This is a genomic window from Streptomyces capitiformicae, assembly GCF_002214185.1.
Classification (GTDB): Bacteria; Actinomycetota; Actinomycetes; order Streptomycetales; family Streptomycetaceae; genus Streptomyces; species Streptomyces capitiformicae.
In genome coordinates, this window is the sequence record NZ_CP022161.1 from 9,003,863 (window position 1) to 9,026,912 (window position 23,050).

Consider the following 23,050-nt stretch of genomic DNA (forward strand, 5'->3'; position numbering starts at 1 on the left):
AAGGTACCCCGGGGATCTTGCCAGGCGGCCCGGCGCTGGTCCATGGTGCCGAGCGCCGCAGGCCGGAACCGGTGCCGGAATCCCGCACCGTCGGTGGCAGGGGACACCAGGCGAGACGCTCCTGTCGCACTCCGATAGGTGGGCATAGCATCGGACTCCGCATGAACACGATGACTCTCTGGCACCTGTCCGCGGCCGAGTTCGCGATCCTCGCCTTCGCCGCTCTGCTCGTCGGCTTCTCGAAGACCGCTGTGAGCGGTGCCAACACGGTCAGTCTCGCGATCTTCGCGGCGGTCCTGCCCGCCCGCGCCTCGACGGGTGTCCTGCTGCCGCTCCTGATCGTCGGCGACGTCCTCGCCGTGCTGACCTACCGCCGGCACGCCCACTGGCCCACCCTCTGGCGGCTGTTCCCGGCGGTCGGCGCGGGCGTCGTGTTCGGCACGCTGTTCCTGATGTGGGCGGACGACCAGATCGTACGGACCTCGATCGGCGCGATCCTGCTGCTGATGACGGCCGTCACAGTCTGGCGCCGCCGCACCGCCGACAAGGAGGACGAACCGGACGCGGTCACGACCCGCGCCGGCCGCGCGAAGGCCCGCTCGTACGGCGTGCTCGGCGGCTTCACCACCATGGTCGCCAACGCCGGCGGCCCCGTGATGTCCATGTACCTGCTCTCGGCCGGCTTCCGGAAGCTCGGCTTCCTGGGCACGTCGGCCTTCTTCTTCCTGATCGTCAACGTCTCCAAGGTGCCCTTCAGCGTGGGCCTCGGCCTCATCGACGGCCCGTCCCTGCTGCTGGACGCGGCGCTCGCCCTGTTCGTCCTGCCGGGCGCGCTGCTCGGCAAGTGGGCGGTGGACCGCATCAACCAGCGGCTGTTCGAGCAGATCGTGATCGCCGCGACGGTCGTGGGCGGCTTGCAGCTACTGCTGCGCTGAGCCGCTCAGCAGGGCGGGCAGGTCCGCGAAGGAATCGATCACATGGTCGGGTCTGCCGCTCGCCGCCCGATGGGTCTCCGGCAGATATTTGCCGGTCCGCACAAGGACTCCGGTGACCCCGGCCCGCTGCGCCGCCAGCACATCGGACTCGATGTCGTCGCCCACCATCAGCGCCTCCTCTGCGCCGACGCCCACGTGCGCCAGTGCCGCCTCGAAGAACGCCGGCGCCGGCTTCCCGGTGATCTCGGCCTCGGTACGGGCGGCCTGCTCCAGCCCTGCGAGGAACGCACCGGCGTCCAGTTGCAGCCCCTCGTCCGTCCGCCAGTAGAGATTGCGGTGCATCGCGACCAGCCGGGCACCGCGCTGAAGGTGCCCGAAGGCCCGGTTGAGCGAGGCGTAGTCGAACTCGGGACCGGCACCACCGACGATCACGACATCCGGCACGGTGTCGGTGTCTTCGACGTCGATGTCCTTGACGTCGATGTCCTCGAAGTCCATGTCCTGGGAGTCGACCACGTTCACTTCGGCGAGGTCCTCGCGGATGTCACCGCTGTTCAGCAGCGCGCAGCGCGCCCCGGGACAGTGCGCGGCGAGGTACGCGGCGGTCACGGAGGGCGCGGTCAGGATGTCCTCGGCGCTCACCGGGAACCCCGCGCCGCCCAGCGTCTCGGCGATCGACGCACGGGTGCGGGACGTCGTGTTGGTGACCAGGGCGACCGCCAGACCGGCCCCGCGGATCTCCGCCAACGCCTCGACCGCGCCGGGCAGCGGCTTCCACGAGACGGTGAGCACTCCGTCGATGTCGATGAGGACGGCACGTTTCGAGGCCATACCCGGACGATACCCACGTATATCCACGGGGTCCCGGGAGCCACGGCAGACGCGTCGCACTGGCGTCCTACTCGTCAGGCCGCCCCCGTACGCTCGACGTCATGGCCCCGCACATCCTGGTCCTCGGCGGCACCACCGAGGCCCGCGAACTCGCCACGACGCTCGTGGCCCGGCCCGACATACGGGTGACCACGTCCCTCGCCGGGCGGGTCTCCCGGCCGGGGGCGCTCGAAGGGGACGTACGGATCGGTGGGTTCGGCGGCGCGGACGGGCTGGCGGACTGGCTGCGCGAGCACGACGTCGACGCGGTCGTCGATGCCACGCACCCCTTCGCCACGGCCATCACCGTGAACGCGGCCGAGGCGGCGAGGGCCACCGGCACCCCTGCCGTCGTCCTGCGCCGACCGGGCTGGCGGCCCGGCCCCGGCGACCGTTGGCACGACGCGGGCTCCCTCACCGAAGCCGCGGCCCAGTTGCCGGCGCTGGGCCGTCGGATCTTCCTGACGACCGGCCGCCTGGGCCTCGCGGCCTTCGCGCACCTGGCCGAACTCCACTTCCTCGTAAGGTCGGTGGAAGCCCCCGAACCGCCGCTGCCCCCGCACACGCACGTCCTGCTCGCACGCGGCCCGTTCACGGTCGCCGGCGAGCGGGCCGTGCTGCGCGAGCACCGCGTCGACGTCCTCGTCACCAAGGACAGCGGGGGAGAGGCGACCGCCGCGAAGCTCGTCGCCGCCCGGGAACTGGGGCTGCCGGTCGTCGTCGTACGACGTCCGCCGCTGCCCGAGGGCGTGACAGCGGTGCCCGACGTGCCGGGGGTACTGGCCCGGCTGGACCTGGACTCACGGTGACGCGCGGCGGTGGCTCATCCCTCCGGATGCCTGCGCAGCAGGTACGTGTCCATGATCCAGCCCTTGCGCTCCCGGGCCTCGGCGCGCAGCCGCTCGATGCGCGGTGCGGTCTCGGCGATCGGGCCGGAGACGAGGATCTCGTCCGGTGTGCCTATGTAGGCGCCCCAGTAGATGTCGATGTCCTGATCGGCGTACTGCCGGAAGGTCTGTTGGGCGTCGAGCATCACGACCACGTCGTCGACCCCTTCGGGGAAGCCCTCGGCGAGCCGCCGCCCCGTGGTGATCTGCACCGGCCGGGCGACCCGGTTGAGCCCCGTACGGTGCCGGGCGACCAGTGCCGAGACACTGCTGATCCCGGGCACGACGTCGTACTCGAAGTCCACCGCGCCCCGCTCCAGGACCTCCTCCAGGATCCCGATCGTGCTGTCGTACAGCGCGGGATCGCCCCACACCAGGAACGCCCCGGTCTCCTCCTCGCCCAACTCCTCGGCGATCATCCGCTCATAGATGTCCGCGCGCGCACTGCGCCAGTCCCCGACGGCCGGCGAGTACGCGGTCCCGCCCGCCTTGCGGTCCCGCTCCGGGTCACGGGCCTCCACCAGCCGGTACGACCCCTCCGGTATGTGCGCGTCCAGCATGTCCCGGCGCAACCGCGTGAGGTCCGACTTCACCTCGCCCTTGTCGAGGATGAAGAACACGTCCGTGCTCCGCAGCGCCCTGACCGCCTGCAGGGTGAGCTGCTCCGGGTCGCCCGCCCCGATACCGATGACATGAATCTTTCGCACGCCCCGAGTCTGCCGCACACCACTGACAATGCCCGCACCGGCTGTGGGCTGGGGGCGGAGGCCAGGCAGGCCGTCGGTCAGCCGGGCGACGTGCCCCCACGCAACCGTGGCGCCCAGGCCCCCGCGTCCACCGCGGCCCTCTCCCACTCCACGACATCGGCCAACTCCCGGGCCCAGGCCCCCACCGCCACCAGATCGACACCGTACGGCCGTCCGCGCCCGCTCCTGGCCGCCCACTCCTCGACCGCGTCGGCCCCACGCCGCAGCAGGCGGGCGCCACCCCTGACGTTCCCGCGCGCCGAGTGGGTCAGCCCCACCGCGAGCTGGGCGAGCCCGCGCCACAGCGCGCGCTCTTCGTCCGGCCCCGACTTCCAGGCGTCCTCGAACACCTCGTGCGCATGGAACGGCTTCCCCGCGTCCAGCAGCGCCTGCGCCTCGGCGACCGTCTCCTCGGGCTTCCGGACGACCCCCTCCGGCTGCCGCTCCACCCCCGGCGCCCCGTACGGCAGCGGCCGCCCCAGCCCGTCCCGTGGTCGCGCGTTCCGCGCCCGCCCTTCCGCGTCCCGGTCCCGCCCCTGCGTCGTCGCGTCGTCCGATGTCGAGCTCATGCCCCGATTGTCCCTCGCCCCTCACCGGCTGCGAGGCAGCACCCGACGTACGGTAAAGTTGTGTCTGCGCGATCACGCGGCCCACCCGCGAACAGCGCAACGGGACGTGGCGCAGCTTGGTAGCGCACTTGACTGGGGGTCAAGGGGTCGCAGGTTCAAATCCTGTCGTCCCGACTTTACGAAGTCGCAGGTCAGAGGCCATTTCAGAGGAGATCTGAAACGGCCTTTTGATCATTCTTGGGGACCGGTTGGGGGCCAGCGCAGTTGGCTGGGCTGAAGCGCACCTTGACTCGGTCAAGGTGGGGGCTGGGCGGCCACCCGGCACTCGGCGGCCGACGGAGCCCGGGTGACCGGCCTCGCGCCGGCACACGGGGCCGTGGAGGTGCGGGTCCACCTGGTGGCGGGCGCGGCGGCGGGAAGGCCGGTGCGGATCACCGGCTGGGCCTGCCGGGACGGCGTACGTGCGGAAATCCGACCGGTCGCAGGCTTGGACGCTGAGCGGGAACCCGCGCCGCTGGACGAGCTGGTGACCATAACGCGTGGACGACGAGGGCGGCATCCACGCCAGTTTGGGGCGACGGGCGTGAACTCAAGGCGTGGTTGGCGGACGGCGAGGGAGTCAGCGTACGAACCTGAGCGGCCGCCGGAGCGTGTTGCCGACGGCGGTGTTACGTCGTCCGTACACCCAGCGGCACGGACCGCTGCGGCGTCCGCCCAAGCCGGGAAGGAGATCACCACCGGGGCAGGAAGACCCGGGTCGCCGCGAGCGGGACGGGCGGTTGTTCGGCCGGTACGCGTGCGGAGGGCCCGGGTGGTTCGACCGCCTGAGAGGGGCCGGCGAGGCCGGGGCGATCGGCGTCGTGGTCACTATGGCCGACGGCGGGCGCTTCGGGGTGATCATCGAGAAAACAGCGACCGAGGCCAGGCTGCGGGCGTGAGGGCGGTACGAGGTGCGCGCCTACGGGTGCTGATCCTCACCAACCCTGGACGCGCCCTGACCCGCTCTAACGGCGACGACGGGGTGGAGATGCCGCCCGAATCCGTGTCCGGGTACTGGTGCCCACTTAGAGTGGTGGTGTGTCCTCAGGAAACGATGTGGTCGCACGGAACGTGCGGCTTCTCAGAGAGCAGCGGGGTCTCTCCCTCGCCGAGCTGGCCCGCCAGGCCGGGCTCGCCAAGCAGACGTTGTCCAAATTGGAGCAGGGTGCGGGCAATCCCACCGTGGACACCTTGTTTTCGATCTCGACGGCGCTTGGCGTGCCGGTGACCAGGCTGGTGGCGGAGCGGGAGCAGGTGATGACGGTCCAGCGTGGTGCTGACGTCGTCTGGAACGAACGCAACGGGTACGCCTCCCGGGCCCTCGACCACGTCTACGGCTCCGGCGTCATCGAGAACTACCTGGTGCGCATCGAGGAACGACGCGGTGCGAACCGGCCCGCCGAGTCGCACCCGGTGGGCACGCTGGAGCACCTCTACGTCATCACCGGCCGGGTGCGGGTCGGGCCGGCGGACAGCCCGGTGGAGCTGTCCGCCGGTGACTTCGTGCGCTACCCGGGCGACCGGCCACACGTGTTCGAGTCCCTGGAGGGTGAGAGTCTGGTGCACATCGTCGTCAGCGTGCCCCGCGCGCATCCCGGGACGTCGACCTCTCAGCGCACCCACTCGGACGCCCGGCGCTGACCGGCCCCGCCTCGGTCAGACCAGGGCCGTGCTCGGCTGCGCCCTGGTGAGCGCCGCGACGGCCCGCGTTGCCTCGTAGGCCACTCGGCGCAGCGCCGGGGCGAAGCGGGCCCGGTCGAAGCGGTGCTCGGCACCCGCGACGGAGAACGCGGCGACCGGTCGACCGCCGGGCCCCATGATCGGTACGGCGACGCAGGTGAGGCCGTGGGCGGCTTCCTGACGGTCGTAGGCGATGCCGGTGCGCCGAATGTAGTCCAGCTCGGCACGGAAGGTGGTGGGGTCGGTGATGGTGTACTCGGTGAGTTGTGGCAGCCCCGCCAGGACGGCGGCCTCCGCGGCGTCGTGGTCGAAGGCCAGCAGTGCCTTGCCGACGGCAGTGCAGTAGGCGGGCAGCCGGGCGCCGATGCGGGAGGGGGAGCGGGTCGCGCGGTGCCCGTGGAGCTTGTTGACGTACACGATGTCCGTGTCGTGCAGCACCGCGAGGTGCACGGTCTCCCGCGTCAGCACGTACAGGTCGGCGAGGTGCGGCAGCAGCCGTTCCCGCAACTGCAGGGAGACCGGGCCGTACACACGGGCGCCGATGTCGAAGAGCCGGGTGCCGAGCCGGTAGTCGCTGCCGACGCGCTCGACCATGTCGTTGCGCTGGAGTATGCCGAGCAGCCGGAAGGCCGTCGACTTGGTGAGGCCGCTGCGGCGGGCCAGCTCGCTCACACCGATCTCCCCGTCCTGGTCAGCGAGCGCCTTGAGGAGGACGAGCGCCTTGTCCACCGCGGTCTGTTGGTCGGACAGGGCTGCGGCTGTGCCGGGAGGGGGGGTGACGGGGCGCTCGAACGCGAGGGAGTGAGCAGACATGGGGGGCTCCCGAATGGTACCGAAGTTGCTATCAAAATAGACGCGCGTCCAACATAGAAGACCGTTTCGAGGTTGTAAACGGCCCGGACGAAGCACCATCGGACATCTCGGCGTGCCGCACCCTGGCACGCCGACTGGGCCGAACGCCCACACCCCGCGTCTCCTGTAGCCGTGCCGGATCGGCACACCCGCCTGAGCCCGTCCGAACGTCCCCTCGACCACGAACGAACAGAACGGAAAGCCGCCGTGCGACCGAGCCGATCGCTCCGCCGCCTCGACCCGACCCACGCCGAGGAGTTCCATCGATGACATCCACGCCAGCGCGGCCGATGGATCGTCTCGCCCGCGTTCCGCACCCGTCCGTCGACGTGAGCGCGCACTTCGACCTGGACAACGGGCTCGTCGACCGCACCGTCTTCAGCGACCCGTCCCTGTACCAGCAGGAACTGCGCCGCGTCTTCGCACCGAGCTGGCTGTTCCTCGCCCACGAGAGCCAGTTCAAGCGACCCGGCGACTTCTTCACCACGTACATGGGCGAGGACCCGGTCATCGTCGCCCTGGGCCGCGACCGCAGGATTCGCGCCTTCCTCAACGCCTGCCGCCACCGCGGCATGCGGATCTGCCGCGCCGACGCGGGCGCCACCAAGGCGTTCACGTGCAGCTACCACGGTTGGTCGTACGACACCTCGGGCAAGCTCGTCAACGTCCCCAACCAGGGCGACTACCCGGACCACTTCGAGCAGGACCGCTGGGGTCTGGTCGAGGTCGCGCAGCTCGACACCTACAAGGGCCTGATCTTCGCCACCTGGAACCCCGAGGCGCCCCCGCTCGCCGAGGCCCTGGGCGGCATGACCTGGTACATGGACGCCATGCTCGACCGCGACCCGGAGGGCACCGAGGTCGTCGGCGGTGTCCACAAGTGGGCGCTGGAGGGCAACTGGAAGCTCGCCGCCGAGCAGTTCGCCTCCGACTGGTACCACGTCAACATCTCGCACGCCTCCGCGCTGATGGTCATGTCCCCGAACGGCAAGGGCCCCAAGGACGAGATCGTGCAGACCCCGGGCCGGCAGTACTCCGACCCGCTCGGCCACGGCCACGGCTTCCCGACCCACCCCAAGAGCCGTTTCGACGACCGGGTCGTGCACGACTGGTACGACTACGACGCGCTGCGCGAACGGTTGGGCGACACCCGGGTCGAGGGACCGATGACCACCGGCCACGCCACCGTCTTCCCCAACTTCTCCTACCTCCCGGTCAACGGCTCCATCCGGGTCTGGCACCCCAAGGGGCCCAACCGGATGGAGGTTTGGGCCTGGACCCTGGTCGACAGGTCGATGCCCGACGAGGTCAAGGACGCCCAACGGCTCTACAACCTGCGGACGTTCGGACCCACCGGCATCTTCGAGCAGGACGACGGCGAGAACTGGTCGGAGTGCCAGGCCACCGCCCACGGCTTCATGTCCGGTTCCATGACCCTCAACTACCAGATGGGACTGGACCTTCAGGCCGAGGACGGCGTGCACCCCGGCACCACCGGGCGCCTCTACTCCGACGGTGCCGCCCGCGGCTTTTACACCCGTTGGCGCGACCTGATGAACACCCCCGCCTGGCACGAGAAGCCAGGGAAGGACACCACCTCATGAGCGACACCACCACCGGCATCCAGGTCGCCTCCGTCGGCGACATCGAGGACGGCGAGGGGCTGCGCGTGCCTGCCGCGACCACCGGATACGGCGCCGACATCGCCGTCTTCCACGACGGTGGCGCCTATTTCGCCCTCGACGACACCTGCTCCCACGGCAAGGCGTCGCTGGCGGAGGGCTGGGTGGAGAACGGCGAGGTCGAATGCCCGCTGCACGCCGCGCGCTTCTGCCTGAAGTCCGGCGAACCGCAGTGCATGCCCGCCACCCTCCCCGTCGCCGCCCACCGCGTCGAGGTCCGCGACGACGCCATCTGGGTGTACCCCGGTCAGGGGGCCACCGGATGAACACGCCCCAGCGGATCGCCGTCGTCGGCGCCGGGCTCGCCGCGGTCTCCGCGTGCGACGCCCTGCGCGCCCACGGCTACGACGGCGATCTGGTGCTGTACTCCGCCGAGCACGGCCTGGCGTACGACCGCCCCCCGCTCAGCAAGGACGTCCTGCTCGGCAAGGACCGTCGCGAGGACGTGCTGCTACGCCCCGGGCAGTGGTACGACGACCAGCGCGTCCGACTCCGCGAAGGCGTCGTCGTCCAGGCGATCCGTCCCCAGCCGGGCGGCGTCGAACTGGCCGGTGGCGTGGTCGAGACGGCCGACCGGATCGTGCTGGCCACCGGCGGCACGCCCCGCGCGCTGCCCGTACCCGGCGGCGCCGACCCGGAGATCTGCCTGCTGCGCACCTGGGAGGACGCACAGCGGCTGCGCGAACGGCTGCTGCCCGGTGCCCGGGTGCTCGTCGTCGGCGCCGGGCTGATCGGCGCCGAGACCGCCGCCGTGGCCGTGGCGCTCGGCTGCCGGGTCACCCTCGTCGACCCGGTCGGTGTGCCGCTCGCCGCGGCCGTCGGCGACGACATCGCGACGGCGCTGCACGACCGCCACCGTGCCGAGGGCATCGACGTGATCACCGCGGGTGTCGAACGCATCGAGCGTCGGCAGGGCCGATTCCTGATCCACCTGTCCGGGTACGGCGGGACCGTGACCGCCGACACGGTCGTGGCCGGCATCGGCATCCGCCCCGCCACGCAGCTCGCCGAGGCGGCAGGACTGCGCGTGGACAACGGCATCGTCGTGGACGCGGACCGGCGCACCTCGCACCCGGCCGTCCACGCCATCGGCGACGTCGCCCGCGGCGACGGCCAACGGACACGGCACGAACACTGGGAGGCCGCCCTGCGGGACGGCGAGGCCGTGGGGCGCGGCATCCTCGGTCTGCCCGCTGTGGACGCGGGCGCGCCCTGGTTCTGGTCCGACCGGTACGGCAGTCGGCTGGAGGCGATCGGCACCATGGCGGACGCCGAGCGGACCGTCCTGCGCGGAACCGTGGAAAGCGGAGCCTTCCTCGCCTTCGGCCTGCGCGGCGACCGAATGGTGGCCGCCGCGGCGATCGACCGCACCCGCGACATCAAGGCGGTCCGCAGGATCGTCGACCGGGGCGTCGCCGTCGACCCGGCCGAACTGGCCGACGAGAGCACCGATCTGCGGAGCCTGCTCAAGCGCTGACACCCCGGCAGCGCCGGGGGGCCTGCCCCTCGGACCGGGCCGGTTCCGGCCGACGGGGCTTCTGTGCCGGGCCGAGCGGGGCCGGCACAGGTGACCGCGAGACGGAGGAGGCCGTGACGCTGGCCTCTGCCGGGGTGGACGACGCGGCACGCCGGCGACCATGCCCGGCGCGGCGGCCCTGGAGCCCCCGCTCGAAGAGGCGGGGGAGTAGTGTCACGCGCCGACGGCCGGCACGAGGCCAGGGAAGTGTGTGCCCGACTCCCTGGTCCGGCTTGAGTCGGCAGGACAGACCCCGGGTTCGTGGCGGCTGTCGGCACGGACCCGGCGGAGTGCTGTGCCAGGCATCTGGTCCGGCTTGAGTCGGCAGGACAGACCTCCAGGACCGTCCGGGCCCCAGGGCGAGCCCGGAGAGGACGGGAAGAACGGGCAGACCTGCCCGGACGGCTACAGCCTCCAGGCCCCGGCTGACGACCCCGACGCCCTCATCTGCCGACGAGACGGCGCCCCGCCACCCGACGAGCCCGGCAACAGCGACGGCAACGGCCCGCTCGCGGCCCTCGGCCCCACGCGCCGCCTGTACATATGACGACGCCCCCTGCACGGTCCATGCGGCCGTGCAGGGGGCGTTTCGTCATGCCCGGGATCAGTTCAGCGCCTCGATGGCCTTCAGGATCAGAGCACGGGCGTCGGCCCCATACACGGCCATCCCTCGCAACTGCTCGAACGCCTTCAGGTAGACGGCGATCTCAGAGGGCTGGGTGATGTTGACCTCCGCAGAGAGGAACTCCACCGACACGAGGCTGTCGTCGTACACGTGCGTGGAACGTCTCCACGGGCCACTGCCGCCGCGCACGCGTCGACATCGGAATGATGCCCAGCGACACCTGAGGCAGGGCCCCCGCGGTGAGCAGGTGCCCGAGCTGCGCAGCCATCGCGTCCTCGTCCCCCAACTGGGAGTACAGGACCGCTTCTTCGATGAGCATCACGAACCGGTGTCCGGGCTCATGAATGATGCGGGACCGCTCGACCCGGGCGGCTGCAGCCGTCGCGCCGTCGTTGAACGGGATACCCCGGAAGTCGGCGATGTTGCTCAGCAGCGCGGCCGCGTATCCCTCGGCCTGCAGCAGGCCAGGGACCATCGTCGACGAGTAGATCCGGAACAGCTCGGTGTCGTGGAAGAACTGCACCATGCTGTCTTGGAGTTGCTTCATACCGCGGCGCACCTGGTGGCGCCACTCGCTGTACATCGACTCGGCGTTCAGCGACTGAACGACGAGGTCTTCCGCCTGGTCGACCGCATCGCAGGCGGCTGCCCAGGCACGAATGTCCTTGGCCGAGGGCGCGGTGACGGCGTTCTCGATGCGGGACGTCTTGGAGTGACGCCAGCCGCACCGGCTGGCCAGCTCGACGACCGTCAGCCCGACCGTCTTGCGAAGGTCACGCAGACGCAAGGCAACGACCTTGCGCGCGGCCCACTGAGCCGACGAGGACGGGGAGACGGGCATGAACTGGCCTACCGATGCTTTCCTGTCAGCGGATGTCGTACTGGTCGTGCGGGGTGGCTCGCGCCCACACCGCCTCGAAGGCGTCGGCGCACAGTTTGGCTGCGGCCGGGTCATCAGTGATCTCTTCGTCGAGCCACGAGCCATCGCCGGCGAAGTGGTTCCAGTGAACCCACTGCTCGTCGAACAGCCAGAAGTCGTTGCCCGGCAGGGCGATATCGGAGGCCCGGCGGCGAGGCAGCCACCGCACCTGTTCGCCGACGGCGACGTTCGTGAACGTGCCGTCGTACAGGAACCGGGTGTACTCGCTGACCGGCTCGGAGACGATGCGGGCCCGGCGCACTACGGCCCCGCGGTCCACGGTGTGCTGGATCAGGTCGAGCCACGGCCGCCACCAGGATGCGCGGTCGGCCCGGTTGTGGCGGAAGCCAGCCCGCCACTGGGCAAACGGACCTTCCTCGTAGTCGACGGCGTAAGAGTCACGCATCTCCAGATGGACGGCTGACCGGCAGCTCGCCATCAACTCATCGAACGTCGGCACGCTCGACGGCATCGCACGCCTCCCTGAGAGCTCATCGGGGGCGGGCGGGACCAGGCCCCCGGCCGGACGCCGATCCCGGCCGGGGCCGCCCGCTGGGTCACAACATGGCCACACAGCCGTTGCCGCACCCGTGCGACGCGCATGATGCTCCCTGACAGCCGCATCACAGGGGGACCCGTGCGCCGCACCGCAACCATCCTGATCGCCGCCAGCCTGCTCCTCGCCGCCTGCAGCAACAGCGACGACACGACCAACTCGACGCCCAGCAGCACGGCCCCCACGGGGGACGAAGCACGGTACGACGAGATCTGGAACGCCCGGAGCCCCGGGATGCAGGCAACGGTGTGCAAGCTGCTGGCAGCGGACGACCAGAAGTCCGCCAGTACCCTGCTGCGCGAAACCCTCGACGACCCGTCGGTGGACTTGGACGCCCTGGCCGAGTACATCAACGACAAGAAGTGCTGACAGAGACAGGCCGCGCGCTTCAGCCCCTGAACCCCCGGTGCCGGCGTACCGGGAAGGGGCGACAGTCCCTACACCCCGGAGCTCTGAGGGTGGGCGGGGACCAGGCCCCGGTCGTAGCGCGTCGCGGCCGGGGCCGCCGCTTTCCGGGCAGCTCGAAGCCCCGCACGGGTTAACCGATGCGGGGCTTCGGGTCCTCTCGGCCTATGGTGGGTTCGCCACCGCAGCGCCGTCAGATCCCGGCAGGGATCAAACGAGGCGGTAGACGACGTAGGCGATGATCGCCAGGATCGCAATGATCCCGATGATCACAGCGTAGGTCAGCAGGATGGCGATGAGGCGGGCGGTCCGGGCATTCCCTCCCAAGGCATCCCGGATCGTCCGCTCACGCTCCCTATGCATGGCCACAAGCCACTTCAACGGGCAGCACCTTTCGTTGCTGGGCGCCCCCGACCCCTCTTTGGACATGGGTCACCCCTGATCTTTTGAAGGGGGGTGGAGTGCCGTTTTCTTACGGCCAGCGCCTCACGAGTTCGGACACTAGACGACCCGGCAGCAACTTCGAATCCAGGTTTCTGACAAACCAGACACATCGAACGGCCAGTCCCATGGATCTCACTCTTCCGGCCGATGCGCGGGCGCGCATCTCGCCGATCGTTACGTCGCGTGGCGAACATCTAATGGCGTCATGGCTAGAGACTGGGGTTGCCTGAGCCGGTGGGCGCACCTGGCCGGGGCCCCTCCATGAGCTCCGGCGACCGGCTGAGCCATCCGTGATCGCCTGCGCTTCGGTTGAGCGTCGGCTGAGCTAACGATCTTCAAAGGGGCCCAGAACGCGAATCAGCCCCTCTCCTACGGCTTCCGTCGCAGGTGAGGGGCTGATCGTCGGGTAGGCCCTGTGGGACTCGAACCCACAACCAATGGATTAAAAGTCCACTGCTCTGCCAATTGAGCTAAGGGCCCAGGCGATGTTGCCTACCCGAGCATAGCCGGACGCGGCCGGGAGTCCGATCGGGTATCGGTGACCCGGCCGCGTCGGAGGCCGCAAAAAGGTCCGCCGCAGAACAGAACGGGCGGAAGATTGGCGGGAGGAGAGCGAAATGGAGGGGACGGAGGGCCTGGGAATCCGCCCCCCACTCCAACCGTCCGTCCCCGCGCCCCTCCCCTACGGATCAACCGGCTCCGCCGCCCCCTTCCGGGCCGCCTCCCGGGCCACGTTCCGCTCGTGTTCGGGGTTGAGGAACCAGTGGCGGGCGGACGCGGCCCACCACGCCGCCGCGAAGCCGAGCACCGCCAGGACGGCGATGGGGGCGTAGTTGAAGGTTTCCCAGGTGACCGGGGAGACCTGGGGGAGCATGAAGAGGACGGTGATCGTGAGGACCCAGGCGACGGATACGACGCCCACCGTCCGGGACCAGCGGCCGAGGTGCCAGGGCCCCCGTTCGAAGGCGTCGCCCTTGCGGAGCCGTAGCAGGGTCGGAATGACGTAGGCGATGTAGAGGCCGATGACGGCGATCGACGTCACGGCCGCGTACGCCGTGACGTTGATCAGGTACGGGAGTCCGAGCACCAGCGCGCCGCCAGCCGCCAGCCAGACCGCCGCCACGGGGGTGCGCGTACGAGGGCTGACCGTGTGCCAGACGTGGGAGAACGGCAGGGCCCCGTCGCGCGAGAAGGCGTAGATCATGCGGCTGTTGGCCGTCACGGACGCCATGCCGCAGAACAGCTGCGCGCCGATGATGACGAGGAGCAGCAGTTTGCCCGCCGTCGCGCCGAGCGCGTCCATCAGGATCTGCGCGGGCGGCACGCCGGTCGCCGAGCCGAGGGCACCGTCGTACGACTGGATCGCGAAGGTGAAGCCCAGCAGGAGGACCAGGCCCGCGACCCAGGACGTCCAGATCGAGCGCACGATGCCCTTGGGGCCGGCCGTGGACGCGTCGTGGGTCTCCTCGGTCATGTGGGCGGAGGCGTCGTACCCGGTGAAGGTGTACTGCGCCATCAGCAGGCCCAGCAGGACGACGTACACGCCGCTGCCCCAGCCCGTGTTGTTGACGAACTCCCCGAACACGAACGACGCCGACTGATGACTGTCGGGGACGATCGCGAGCGCGCCGACGATCACCACGACACCGACCACGTGCCACCACACGCTGATGCTGTTGAGGAGGCCGACGATCCGGACGCCGAACGTGTTCAGCAGGCCGTGCAGCAGCAGGATCGCGGCGAAGAGGAGGATCGTCCGGCCGGGGGCCACCTCGAAGCCGAATTCGAGGTTCAGATACGCGGCCAGGAACGACGCCGCGCCGAAGTCGATGCCGGCGGTCACCGCGACCTGTCCGAGCACGTTGAACCAGCCCGTGAACCACGCCCAGGCCGCCGCGCTCCGCTCCGGCGCCAGCCGGTGCGCCCAGAAGTACAGGCCCGCCGAGGTCGGATACGCCGAACAGATCTCGGCCATGGCCAGGCCCACGAAGAGGGTCATCAGGCCCACCGCGACCCAGCCCCAGGTCATCACCGCGGGCCCGCCGGTGTTCATGCCGAAGAGGTACAGCGTCATACAGCCCGACAGCACCGAGATGATCGTGAAGGAGACCGCGTAGTTCGAGAACGCGGACATCCGGCGGGCGAGGACCTGCGTGTAGCCCAGTTGGGCCAGCCGTTCCTCGTCAGACACCGGGACCGACACCGAGACCGGGGCCGAGACCCCGGGCGCCCCACGGGCTATGTCGTCATCTGTCATGCCCCCAGCAATTCCCTCACCGGGGGCGTGACATGCGCCACACCGTGGCCGGAAAACAACTCCGGCGCGTCACCGCGGCCACAAACGCCGGAAGGGTCCGTACGACCGAAGTCGTACGGACCCTTCCCTGCCAGTCGGCGTCAGCGGTCACTCGTCCCGCCGGCCGGTGTCAGCCGTTGCGCTTGTCAGCCGTTGCGCTTCCAGCGGGGCTTGTCCTCGCGGCGACCGAAGGAGCCGGTGCCGGTGCCGGTGCCGGAGCCTCGGTGGTCGTCACGACGGCCGTACGGGCGCTCGTGGCCGCCGGAGCGGAAACCCGGACGGTCGCCCTGGCGGTCACGGTTGAACGGACGGTCGCTGCCGCGGTGGCCGCCACGGTCGTCCCGGCGCTCGAAGGAACGCCCACCGCGGTCACGGTCGAACCCGCGGTCCCGGTTGTCCCGGTTGAATCCGCCACGGTCGTCCCGGCGCTCGAACGAACGCCCACCACGGTCATCCCGACGGTCATCGCGACGGAACCCGCCACGGTCGCCACGGTCCCGGTCGCGGTTGTCCCGGTTGTCCCGGTTGAATCCACCGCGGTCGTCCCGGCGCTCGAACGAACGCCCACCACGGTCATCCCGACGCTCGTCCCGACGGAAACCGCCACGGTCCCCGCGGTCCCGGTCGCGGCCGTCGCGGCTGTCCCGGCTGTCCCGGCTGTCCCGGTTGAATCCACCCCGGTCGTCCCGGCGCTCGAACGAACGCCCACCACGGTCATCCCGACGGTCGAACCCCCGGTCGCCGTCCCGACGGTCGTCCCGACGGTCGTCCCGGCGGAAACCACCCCGGTCGTCCCGACGCTCACGACGCTCGTACGACGAGGAACGACCGTACGAAGACGAAGGGGCCTTCTCGATCGTCTCGACGTCCTGCGCGCCGGGCTGCTCCGGCACGGACACCTCGGAGATCACCGGAACGTCGGTCGCCTCGGCGGGAGCAGCGTCGCCCGTCTCCTCGGCCCGCGCCTGGGCAACGGCCGCCTCCGGGTCCTCGCCCCGCTCGCGCGCCGCACGGGCGGTGAGCCGGTCGGCCTCGTCGCGGAGCTCGGCGGCACGGCGGGTGGCCCGCTCCAACTGCTTGGTGAGGTGAGCGACTTCACGCTCGGCCTGCTGCGCGGCGTTGCCGGCCGACTCGGCCTGGACCTCGGTCATCGACCGCGCGCCGGTGATCTCGGCGACCTCGGGGTCGAACGTCGTACCGCCCTGGATGATGTGACGCCCGGCGTCGACGCCCGCGTCCTCCATCAGCCGGAAGATCTGGCGGCGCTGGTGCGGCAGCGACAGGGAGACGACGGTGCCGGAGCGCCCGGCACGAGCCGTACGCCCGGACCGGTGCAGGTAGTCCTTGTGGTCACCGGCGGGGTCGACGTTCAGCACGAGGTCGATGCCGTCGACGTGAATACCGCGCGCGGCCACGTCGGTGGCCACGAGCACGTTGACGTATCCGTCCTTGAAGTCGGCGAGGGTCCGCGTCCGCGCCCCCTGCGTCATACCGCCGTGCAGCGCGTCGGCCTTCACACCGGCGTCGCGCAGCTGCTCGGCGACGCGGTCGGCGCCCAGCTGCGTACGGACGAAGATGATCGTGCGGCCCTTGCGGGAGGCGATCGCGGCCGTGACCGGCGCCTTGTCCTTCGGCTTCACGATGAGGATGTGGTGCGACATGGTCGTCACGGCACCCTGCGCGGCGTCGACCTCGTGCGAGACCGGGTCGTTCAGGTACCGGTCGACGAGGGTCTTGATCTCGTTCTCCATCGTCGCGGAGAACAGCATCCGCTGACCGCCCGCCGGCACCTGGTCGAGCAGCTCGGTCACCTCGGGCAGGAAGCCCAGGTCCGACATCTGGTCGGCCTCGTCGAGCACGGCGATCTGGACGTTCTCCAGCGAGCAGGCACCGCGGTTGATGATGTCGCGCAGGCGCCCCGGCGTGGCGACGAGGATGTCCACGCCCCGCTCCAGGGCGTAGATCTGGTTCCCCATCGACGTACCACCGCACACGACCTTCATCTTCAGCCCGAGGACGTCCCCGTACGGCTGCAGCGCGTCCGCGACCTGCATCGCGAGCTCACGGGTCGGCGTGAGGATGACGGCACGCGGCTTGTGCTTCTCGGTGCGACCGCCGGCCAGCGTGGCCAGGGTCGGCAGACCGAACGACAGCGTCTTGCCGGAGCCGGTACGACCGCGCCCCAGGATGTCCTTCCCGGCCAGCGCGTCCGGGATGGTCGCGGCCTGGATCGGGAACGGGACGGTCACGCCGTTCTGCGCGAGCTTGCGCACGACGCCCTCGGGGAGACCGAGGTCCGCGAAGGTGATCTCGGGGGAACTGGTCTCCTCCGTGCTCTCGGGCACGACGACGTGATCAGTACTGGAAATGGACATGCGTATGCGAAACCTTCCGGAGTCTCGTCGGCACGCGCCCGTCAACTCCGTGATTCGCACACGACCGCCTCTATGCGGTCCGCCACGGCAAGGGAGAGTACGCGCCACACGGCGCGCTCTGCGATGGCGCCGGGCAAATGGGATCAAACGATCTACCACCATACGCACCCACCACCCTCCAAGGCAAACTGAGCTCGTATCCGCAGGTCAGGGAAGGTCACTGGGCGGGGTTCCAGAGGGCGCAGCACGTGCAATTCAGCGGGGGATCCAGGGGGCGCAGCGCCCCTGGCGGGGTCCGGGGCGGAGCCCCGTGTCGGTGCGGGGTCGAAGGGGCGGAGCCCCGTGTCGGTGCGGGGTCGAAGGGGCGGAGCCCCGTGTCGGTGCGGGGTCGAAGGGGCGGAGCCCCTGGGGATGGGACGGGTGGGGGCGGCGGGGGGAACTCCTGAGGGCGAGCCCCACCGAACAGACACCCCGCCGAAGCCCTAGGCCGCATCCCCCGCCACAGGCGCCGGCTCCCGCTCCACCAACTGCGCCCCCTGCCCGGGCGCGGACGACGACGGCTCGGCCGAGGTCGGCGGCGTAGCCGACTCCACCGGCTTCGAAGGCGACGGCTGCTCCGGCTGAGTCGGAGTCGGCGTAGGAGTCGGATGCTCCTTCGTGGGCTCGGGCACCTCCGGCCGCTCATCCCCCTTCCCGCCCCCCTTCCCGCCCTTCGGCGGCACCGCCTTCCCGGACGGCTTCGCCCGCCCGGACGCCGAAGCCGACGCGGACGGCGCCCCGGAAGCGGAGGCGTCGGGCGAGGCCGAAGCGCGCCGCTTCCCCTTCCCGCCCTTCCCGGCCGAGTACCCCGTATCGCCGCCGCCCGCCACCGCGGAACCCCCGTCCGGCGCCTCACCACCCCGCTGCGCGGCGGAGGGCGAGGGCCCAGGCTTCCGCCCGTCGTCCCCCACGCTCATACAGCCGGCGGCCGCGGCGACGGCCATGACCGTGGCGGCCAGACGGACAGGTACGTACAAGGCGCGCACGGCAGCCACCTCCGAGGGGGCGTGAAAGGAAGTCCCCCTGCCCAACTCCCGCCGCCCGCAAGAAGACACGCGCCGCCCGTTCCTAAACAGCGCCCACACGCGCCCTGCAGAGGCGCGCGGCGGTATCGAGGTACGGCTCCGCCACGTGGCGCGAGCAACTGGACAGACCCTGGACGTTCTCCATCCGAGCGGCCTCCTGTCGGCCCCGTCTGTCCGTCGTTCCCCCGTGGCGGACAGACGGGGCTTCCCTTTCTCCTCCGATTACGTGACCTCTCACGGACAATGGCCCTGTGCTGGAGATGACGCGTGACAGGTTCGAAGAACTGGTGAGTGAGGCCCTGGACCAGATCCCGCCTGAGCTGGCGCGGGTGATGGACAACGTGGCCGTGTTCGTCGAGGACGAACCGCCCGCCGACGACCCCGAGCTACTGGGCCTGTACGAGGGGACCCCGCTCACGGAACGCGGGGAGTGGTACGCCGGAGTTCTCCCCGACCGGATCACGATCTACCGGGGCCCGACACTGCGCTACTGCGAGACGCCGGAAGACGTGGTGCACGAGGTGGCCGTGACGGTCGTCCACGAGGTGGCGCACCACTTCGGCATCGAGGACGCGCGGCTCCACGAACTGGGCTGGGGCTGACCTCCCGGCGTCCCGGAGGCCCCCTCACCCCTTGACCAGGGGCGATATCTGGACTTCCCCACCCAAGGAAGTTCCAGCACCCGCCCCCATGGAAGTTCCCGCACCCCACCCCGTCGCATATCGACCCCCGCCCCTGGGCATACGGGACCAATGGCCGTCCGTACGCCCCTGCGCCGCGCCCGCCAAGCCATGCCCCGCCAAGCCATGCCCCGCCAAGCCATGTCCCGAGCCCTCCGAGCCCTGACCCCCCGTGCCCTGGCCCGCCACTACCGCTCCCGGCACCCGCACCCGACCGCCGAGCTGGTCCACCACCCCCACCCCTGGGCCCGCGCCCTCGGCCTGGTGACCGTCGTACTGATCGGCGCCTGGCTCGGTCTGCTGATCGTGGGCAACGTACGCACCCCGGTCGGCCCCATGAACACCACGATGACCCTCCGCCCGTCCGTCACCGGCGGCACGAAGATCAACGTCTCCCCGCTCGGCGCCCTGGAACTGCGCAGCCACAACGCCCCCGTACGCCTGGACGTGAACGTCGACCAGCTCGACCCGGAACGCGCCCAGGCCCTGGTCGACCACCCGGAGCGGATCTCCGGCCTGCAGGACGAGATCGCCTCCGACGTACAGCACGGCACCCTGGACCTGGCCGTACGCTCGGGCGTCGCCGTCGTCTCCGGGGCCACCGCCCTCGGCCTCGCCGTCTACCGCCGCCCCCGCCGCGCTCTGGCCGCCGGCGGCCTCGCCCTGGCCCTCCTCACCGCCTCCGGCGGCGCGGCGGCCGCCACCTGGAACCCGAACTCGGTCCTGGAGCCGAAGTTCTCCGGGCTGCTCTCCTCCGCGCCCTCCCTCGTCGGCAACGCACGCAGCATCGTCACCGAGTTCGACGTCTACCAGCAGGAATTGGCGCGCCTGGTGACGAACGTGACCAAGCTGTACGACGCCACGTCCACCCTCCCCGCGTACCAGCCGGACCCGACGACCATCCGCGTCCTGCACGTCTCCGACATCCACCTCAACCCGGCGAGCTGGAAGATCATCGCCTCGTTGGTGGAGCAGTACGAGATCAACGTCATCGTCGACTCCGGCGACACCATGGACCACGGCTCCGCCGCCGAGAACGGCTTCCTCGACCCGATCGCCGACCTCGGGGCGCCGTACGTCTGGGTGCGCGGCAACCACGACTCACGGGAGACCCAGCGGTATCTGGAGGGCATCGACAACGCCCACGTCCTCGACGAGGGGCGGGCGGTGACCGTGGGCGGCCTGCGCTTCGCCGGGATGGGGGACCCGCAGTTCACCCCCGACCGCTCGGGCGACAAGGAGAACCTCCCCTCGGAGGAGACGGCCGGGCAGCGCCTGGCCGACGCTCTGCGCGCCCAGAAGGCGGCCGGCACCCCCGTGGACATCGCCATCGCCCACAACCCGGACGCCGCCCGCGAGACGGACGGCCAGGTCCCCCTCGTCCTCGCCGGGCATCTGCACCACTCGGAGATGGAGATCCTGGACAAGGGCACCCGCCTGCGCATCGAGGGCTCCACCGGCGGCAGCGGCCTGCGCGCGCTGGAAGGGCAGTACCCCGACCCGATCGAGACCTCGGTCCTCTACCTCGACCGTGACACCCACCGCCTCCAGGCGTGGGACGAGATCAAACTCGGCGGCCTGGGCCTGACGACCGCCGAGGTCAGCCGCCACCTGCCGAAGGAGAACCAGCCGGGAGCCACCCCCGACGACGACCTCTCCCCGTCTCCCTCGGGAAACACGTCAACCAGCAGGTCCCCGCGTGGGTCCTCCAACGGGTCTCCGAGCACGTCAACCGGCGTACCCCCCGGCGCCCCGTAAACCGTTTTGGCGATACCTCCCGCCATCCCATATGCTTCTCACGTCCCCGACGCGCTGAGAAGCGCCCAGGCGGGCCGATAGCCCTCATCGTCTAGCGGCCTAGGACGCCGCCCTTTCAAGGCGGTAGCACGGGTTCGAATCCCGTTGGGGGCACGCAACACCGTGTGCGACACTGTCGTACGCACGCTAGGTCCTGTGGAGCAGTTTGGAGTGCTCGCCACCCTGTCAAGGTGGAGGCCGCGGGTTCAAATCCCGTCAGGACCGCTGAGGTTACATGTTTCACGTGAAACCTCACGGCTGGGTAGCTCAGTTGGTACGAGCGATCGCCTGAAAAGCGATAGGTCGCCGGTTCGACCCCGGCCCCAGCCACATCGCACGAAAACCCCCACCGGGCAGCTGGTGGGGGTTTTCGTCGCTCACAGCGAGCCGAGGCCATATGGGCCAAGGCCGCTCGCCGAGAGCCATGGGGGGTTCTTGAGACACATAGCCAGGGGACTCGTGACGGCGGGGGCCGTCCTGTTCTCCACACTCGCGATACCGGGCATAGCGCACGCCGCCGCTCCCGTCGTCAAGGAGGCGTCCAGCGACTCGGCCGACTGGTCGGTCATCGACGTACGCCTCAACCACGGCAGCGCGATCGGCGAGGACGTCGCGAAGATCACCGCGACGCTCCGGCCCTTGGGCGGCTCCGAGTCGGACGCCCCGGTGGCCACGATCACCGACTTCACGCAGACGTACTGGGTCAGCTCCTGGGAGGGCGTCTGGTCCTCCCCGCCCGTCCACCTGGACACCCTCGGCGACTACACGATCGACGTCGAGGCCACGACCAGCGCGGGCGAGACCACCGTCCAGAAGAGCGCGGGCACACTGCGGTACCGCAAGCAGCCGGTCATCCAGGGCTTCGCCGTCACACCCACCGCGCCGACCATCGAGGACAAGAACGTCACGGTCAGCGGTGACATGGTCGTACGCGACCCGAGCACCCGCGCGACCGAGCCGCTTCCGGGCGCCTCCGTGGACCTCAGGATCGGCCAGCGGATCGAGACGACCACCACCTCGGACGAGAAGGGCCACTTCTCCGTCTCCCGTGAGCTGGAGGAGGGCGGCTGGGCCTGGGCCACGTACAACGGCGACCTGGGCTACGCCACGGTCCCCTGGGTGAGCATCGACCCCAAGGCCGCGCCGACCCGCTTCGTCCTCGACAAGACGAGCTTCCACCCCACCGCGGGCGACAAGATCACGGTCTCCGGCACGCTGCAGTACCAGAGCGGCTCGGAGTGGAAGCCACTGTCCGGCATCCCGCTGGAGATGGACCACAAGAACAGCAGCACCGTCAACCCGATCGAGGCGACCACGGGCGCCGACGGCCGCTTCAGCTTCGTCGCCAGTCCGTACCAGAAGACCGTGTACGAGGTGGCCTTCCCGCCGTACCCGTACAACCCCTGGATCCAGCGCACCGCGACCGCCGACGTCTCCGTCGCGGTCACGGCGACCACCAAGTTCCGGGAGTTCACGGCCTCGCTCGACAAGTACGCCGAGCTCAGCGTCTCCGGCACCCTCGGGATCGTCGGGGACGACCACAGCGAGCGGGTGAGCGTCGCCATCCAGTACTCGCCGAACGGCAAGACCGGCTGGACCACCGAGAAGACCGTCAAGACCGGCTTCGACTCGCAGTTCCACACCACCCTGCCGGGATACACGGACGGCTACTGGCGACTGAAGTACGCCGGTTCCACCACGTACGACGTCAAGGGCACCACCAGCAGCGCCCTGCGCAAGAACCGGGCCCTGACCCGGATCAAGGACGCGAACGCCTCGCCGGAGCCGGTTCGCAAGGGCCGGACGATCACCGTCAAGGGCGTGCTCCAGGAGCGCAAGGCCGACACGTCGACCTGGAAGGCGTACGGCGCCAAGAAGGTCCAGATCCTCTTCCGGCCCAAGGGCAAGAAGACCTGGTACCTGATGACGACGGTCACCTCGAAGTCCAACGGATCGTTCAGCAAGGGCTTCAAGGCCCAGCAGGACGGCACCTGGGTGCCGGTCTTCCTCTACCCCGACAGCAGGCATTTCGTCGGCAGCGGCGCGGAGGACTACGTCGACGTGCGGTGACGCACACGACACACATGCGACGAGGGGCGGACGCAAAAGCGTT

General features: G+C 70.3%; 20 protein-coding genes, 5 tRNA genes and 1 pseudogene. 16 read left to right on the forward strand and 10 right to left on the reverse strand.

Features of this window, described 5'->3' with window-relative positions; all coding sequences use genetic code 11:
- Positions 1 to 161 precede the first annotated feature (161 nt).
- Entirely contained in the window at positions 162 to 935 is a 774-nt protein-coding gene (locus tag CES90_RS40365; protein ID WP_189787784.1) for a sulfite exporter TauE/SafE family protein, read from the forward strand.
- On the opposite strand, the gene CES90_RS40370 is transcribed toward CES90_RS40365, so the two are convergent.
- Positions 921 to 1,766, reverse strand: coding sequence for an HAD-IIA family hydrolase (locus tag CES90_RS40370; protein WP_189787783.1), 846 nt, complete (start codon positions 1,764 to 1,766; stop codon positions 921 to 923). The genes CES90_RS40365 and CES90_RS40370 overlap by 15 nt on opposite strands.
- 101 nt (positions 1,767 to 1,867) lie before the next feature.
- Between CES90_RS40370 and CES90_RS40375 the strand changes: the two genes are divergently transcribed.
- Positions 1,868 to 2,614, forward strand: a complete 747-nt coding sequence (locus CES90_RS40375; RefSeq protein ID WP_189787782.1) for a cobalt-precorrin-6A reductase — start codon at positions 1,868 to 1,870, stop codon at positions 2,612 to 2,614.
- Between the two features lie 14 nt (positions 2,615 to 2,628).
- Here the strand turns inward: CES90_RS40375 and cobF are convergent, their stop codons facing one another.
- A complete protein-coding gene (gene cobF, locus CES90_RS40380) occupies positions 2,629 to 3,399 on the reverse strand; it encodes a precorrin-6A synthase (deacetylating) (RefSeq protein ID WP_189787781.1) in 771 nt (256 codons plus the stop codon).
- Between the two features lie 77 nt (positions 3,400 to 3,476).
- Complete coding sequence (locus tag CES90_RS40385; protein ID WP_189787780.1) at positions 3,477 to 4,007, reverse strand: DUF309 domain-containing protein; 531 nt, start codon at positions 4,005 to 4,007, stop codon at positions 3,477 to 3,479.
- A 100-nt stretch (positions 4,008 to 4,107) separates the two neighbouring features.
- Between CES90_RS40385 and CES90_RS40390 the strand changes: the two genes are divergently transcribed.
- Positions 4,108 to 4,181 (forward strand) — tRNA-Pro (locus CES90_RS40390).
- Between the two features lie 921 nt (positions 4,182 to 5,102).
- On the forward strand, positions 5,103 to 5,687 hold the full coding sequence (locus CES90_RS40395) for a helix-turn-helix domain-containing protein (RefSeq protein WP_189787779.1): 585 nt from the start codon (positions 5,103 to 5,105) through the stop codon (positions 5,685 to 5,687).
- Positions 5,688 to 5,702: 15 nt separating this feature from the next.
- Here the strand turns inward: CES90_RS40395 and CES90_RS40400 are convergent, their stop codons facing one another.
- The gene (locus CES90_RS40400) at positions 5,703 to 6,539 is read right to left on the reverse strand and encodes an IclR family transcriptional regulator (RefSeq protein ID WP_189787778.1); all 837 of its coding nucleotides are present in this window, start codon (positions 6,537 to 6,539) and stop codon (positions 5,703 to 5,705) included.
- Positions 6,540 to 6,844: 305 nt separating this feature from the next.
- Between CES90_RS40400 and CES90_RS40405 the strand changes: the two genes are divergently transcribed.
- The 4 genes from CES90_RS40405 to CES90_RS40420 all read left to right on the forward strand — a co-directional run bounded on the left by CES90_RS40405 (position 6,845) and on the right by CES90_RS40420 (position 10,323).
- Positions 6,845 to 8,182 carry an aromatic ring-hydroxylating dioxygenase subunit alpha gene (locus CES90_RS40405; RefSeq protein ID WP_189787777.1) on the forward strand — a complete coding sequence of 446 codons (1,338 nt, stop codon included), beginning with the start codon at positions 6,845 to 6,847 and terminating at the stop codon, positions 8,180 to 8,182.
- Entirely contained in the window at positions 8,179 to 8,526 is a 348-nt protein-coding gene (locus tag CES90_RS40410) for a bifunctional 3-phenylpropionate/cinnamic acid dioxygenase ferredoxin subunit (protein WP_189787776.1), read from the forward strand. The genes CES90_RS40405 and CES90_RS40410 overlap by 4 nt, the downstream gene beginning before the upstream one ends.
- Entirely contained in the window at positions 8,523 to 9,737 is a 1,215-nt protein-coding gene (locus CES90_RS40415) for an NAD(P)/FAD-dependent oxidoreductase (protein WP_189787775.1), read from the forward strand. The genes CES90_RS40410 and CES90_RS40415 overlap by 4 nt, the downstream gene beginning before the upstream one ends.
- A gap of 355 nt (positions 9,738 to 10,092) precedes the next feature.
- A complete protein-coding gene (locus CES90_RS40420; protein WP_332836412.1) occupies positions 10,093 to 10,323 on the forward strand; it encodes a hypothetical protein in 231 nt (76 codons plus the stop codon).
- Positions 10,324 to 10,380: 57 nt separating this feature from the next.
- Here CES90_RS40420 and CES90_RS40425 read toward each other — a convergent pair.
- Together CES90_RS40425 and CES90_RS40430 are read right to left on the reverse strand one after the other, a co-directional pair.
- A pseudogene (locus CES90_RS40425) lies at positions 10,381 to 11,386 on the reverse strand (helix-turn-helix domain-containing protein).
- Positions 11,268 to 11,792, reverse strand: a complete 525-nt coding sequence (locus CES90_RS40430; protein ID WP_189781059.1) for a DUF6879 family protein — start codon at positions 11,790 to 11,792, stop codon at positions 11,268 to 11,270. The pseudogene CES90_RS40425 and the gene CES90_RS40430 overlap by 119 nt, the downstream one beginning before the upstream one ends.
- Before the next feature lie 165 nt (positions 11,793 to 11,957).
- Between CES90_RS40430 and CES90_RS40435 the strand changes: the two genes are divergently transcribed.
- On the forward strand, positions 11,958 to 12,245 hold the full coding sequence (locus CES90_RS40435; protein ID WP_189781058.1) for a hypothetical protein: 288 nt from the start codon (positions 11,958 to 11,960) through the stop codon (positions 12,243 to 12,245).
- Between the two features lie 246 nt (positions 12,246 to 12,491).
- On the opposite strand, the gene CES90_RS40440 is transcribed toward CES90_RS40435, so the two are convergent.
- The 4 genes from CES90_RS40440 to CES90_RS40455 form a co-directional block, all read right to left on the reverse strand.
- Positions 12,492 to 12,662 carry a hypothetical protein gene (locus tag CES90_RS40440; RefSeq protein WP_189781057.1) on the reverse strand — a complete coding sequence of 57 codons (171 nt, stop codon included), beginning with the start codon at positions 12,660 to 12,662 and terminating at the stop codon, positions 12,492 to 12,494.
- A 470-nt stretch (positions 12,663 to 13,132) separates the two neighbouring features.
- Positions 13,133 to 13,205, reverse strand: a tRNA-Lys gene (locus CES90_RS40445).
- Between the two features lie 202 nt (positions 13,206 to 13,407).
- The gene (locus CES90_RS40450; protein WP_229913600.1) at positions 13,408 to 14,982 is read right to left on the reverse strand and encodes an amino acid permease; all 1,575 of its coding nucleotides are present in this window, start codon (positions 14,980 to 14,982) and stop codon (positions 13,408 to 13,410) included.
- Positions 14,983 to 15,167: 185 nt separating this feature from the next.
- Positions 15,168 to 17,396 carry a DEAD/DEAH box helicase gene (locus CES90_RS40455; protein WP_189781056.1) on the reverse strand — a complete coding sequence of 743 codons (2,229 nt, stop codon included), beginning with the start codon at positions 17,394 to 17,396 and terminating at the stop codon, positions 15,168 to 15,170.
- A gap of 657 nt (positions 17,397 to 18,053) precedes the next feature.
- Between CES90_RS40455 and CES90_RS51745 the strand changes: the two genes are divergently transcribed.
- The 7 genes from CES90_RS51745 (at position 18,054) to CES90_RS40490 (ending at position 23,007) form a co-directional block, all read left to right on the forward strand.
- On the forward strand, positions 18,054 to 18,446 hold the full coding sequence (locus CES90_RS51745; protein ID WP_189781055.1) for a hypothetical protein: 393 nt from the start codon (positions 18,054 to 18,056) through the stop codon (positions 18,444 to 18,446).
- A gap of 265 nt (positions 18,447 to 18,711) precedes the next feature.
- Positions 18,712 to 19,062 (forward strand): metallopeptidase family protein, encoded by a 351-nt coding sequence (locus CES90_RS40465; protein ID WP_189781054.1) that lies wholly within the window; start codon positions 18,712 to 18,714, stop codon positions 19,060 to 19,062.
- A gap of 204 nt (positions 19,063 to 19,266) precedes the next feature.
- Entirely contained in the window at positions 19,267 to 20,898 is a 1,632-nt protein-coding gene (locus CES90_RS40470; RefSeq protein ID WP_456300566.1) for a metallophosphoesterase family protein, read from the forward strand.
- An 80-nt stretch (positions 20,899 to 20,978) separates the two neighbouring features.
- Positions 20,979 to 21,051, forward strand: a tRNA-Glu gene (locus CES90_RS40475).
- Positions 21,052 to 21,087: 36 nt separating this feature from the next.
- A tRNA-Asp gene (locus CES90_RS40480) sits at positions 21,088 to 21,162 on the forward strand.
- 31 nt (positions 21,163 to 21,193) lie between these two features.
- Positions 21,194 to 21,267: transfer RNA gene (locus CES90_RS40485), tRNA-Phe, on the forward strand.
- Between the two features lie 105 nt (positions 21,268 to 21,372).
- Positions 21,373 to 23,007 carry a hypothetical protein gene (locus CES90_RS40490; protein WP_229913598.1) on the forward strand — a complete coding sequence of 545 codons (1,635 nt, stop codon included), beginning with the start codon at positions 21,373 to 21,375 and terminating at the stop codon, positions 23,005 to 23,007.
- Positions 23,008 to 23,050: the final 43 nt, after the last annotated feature.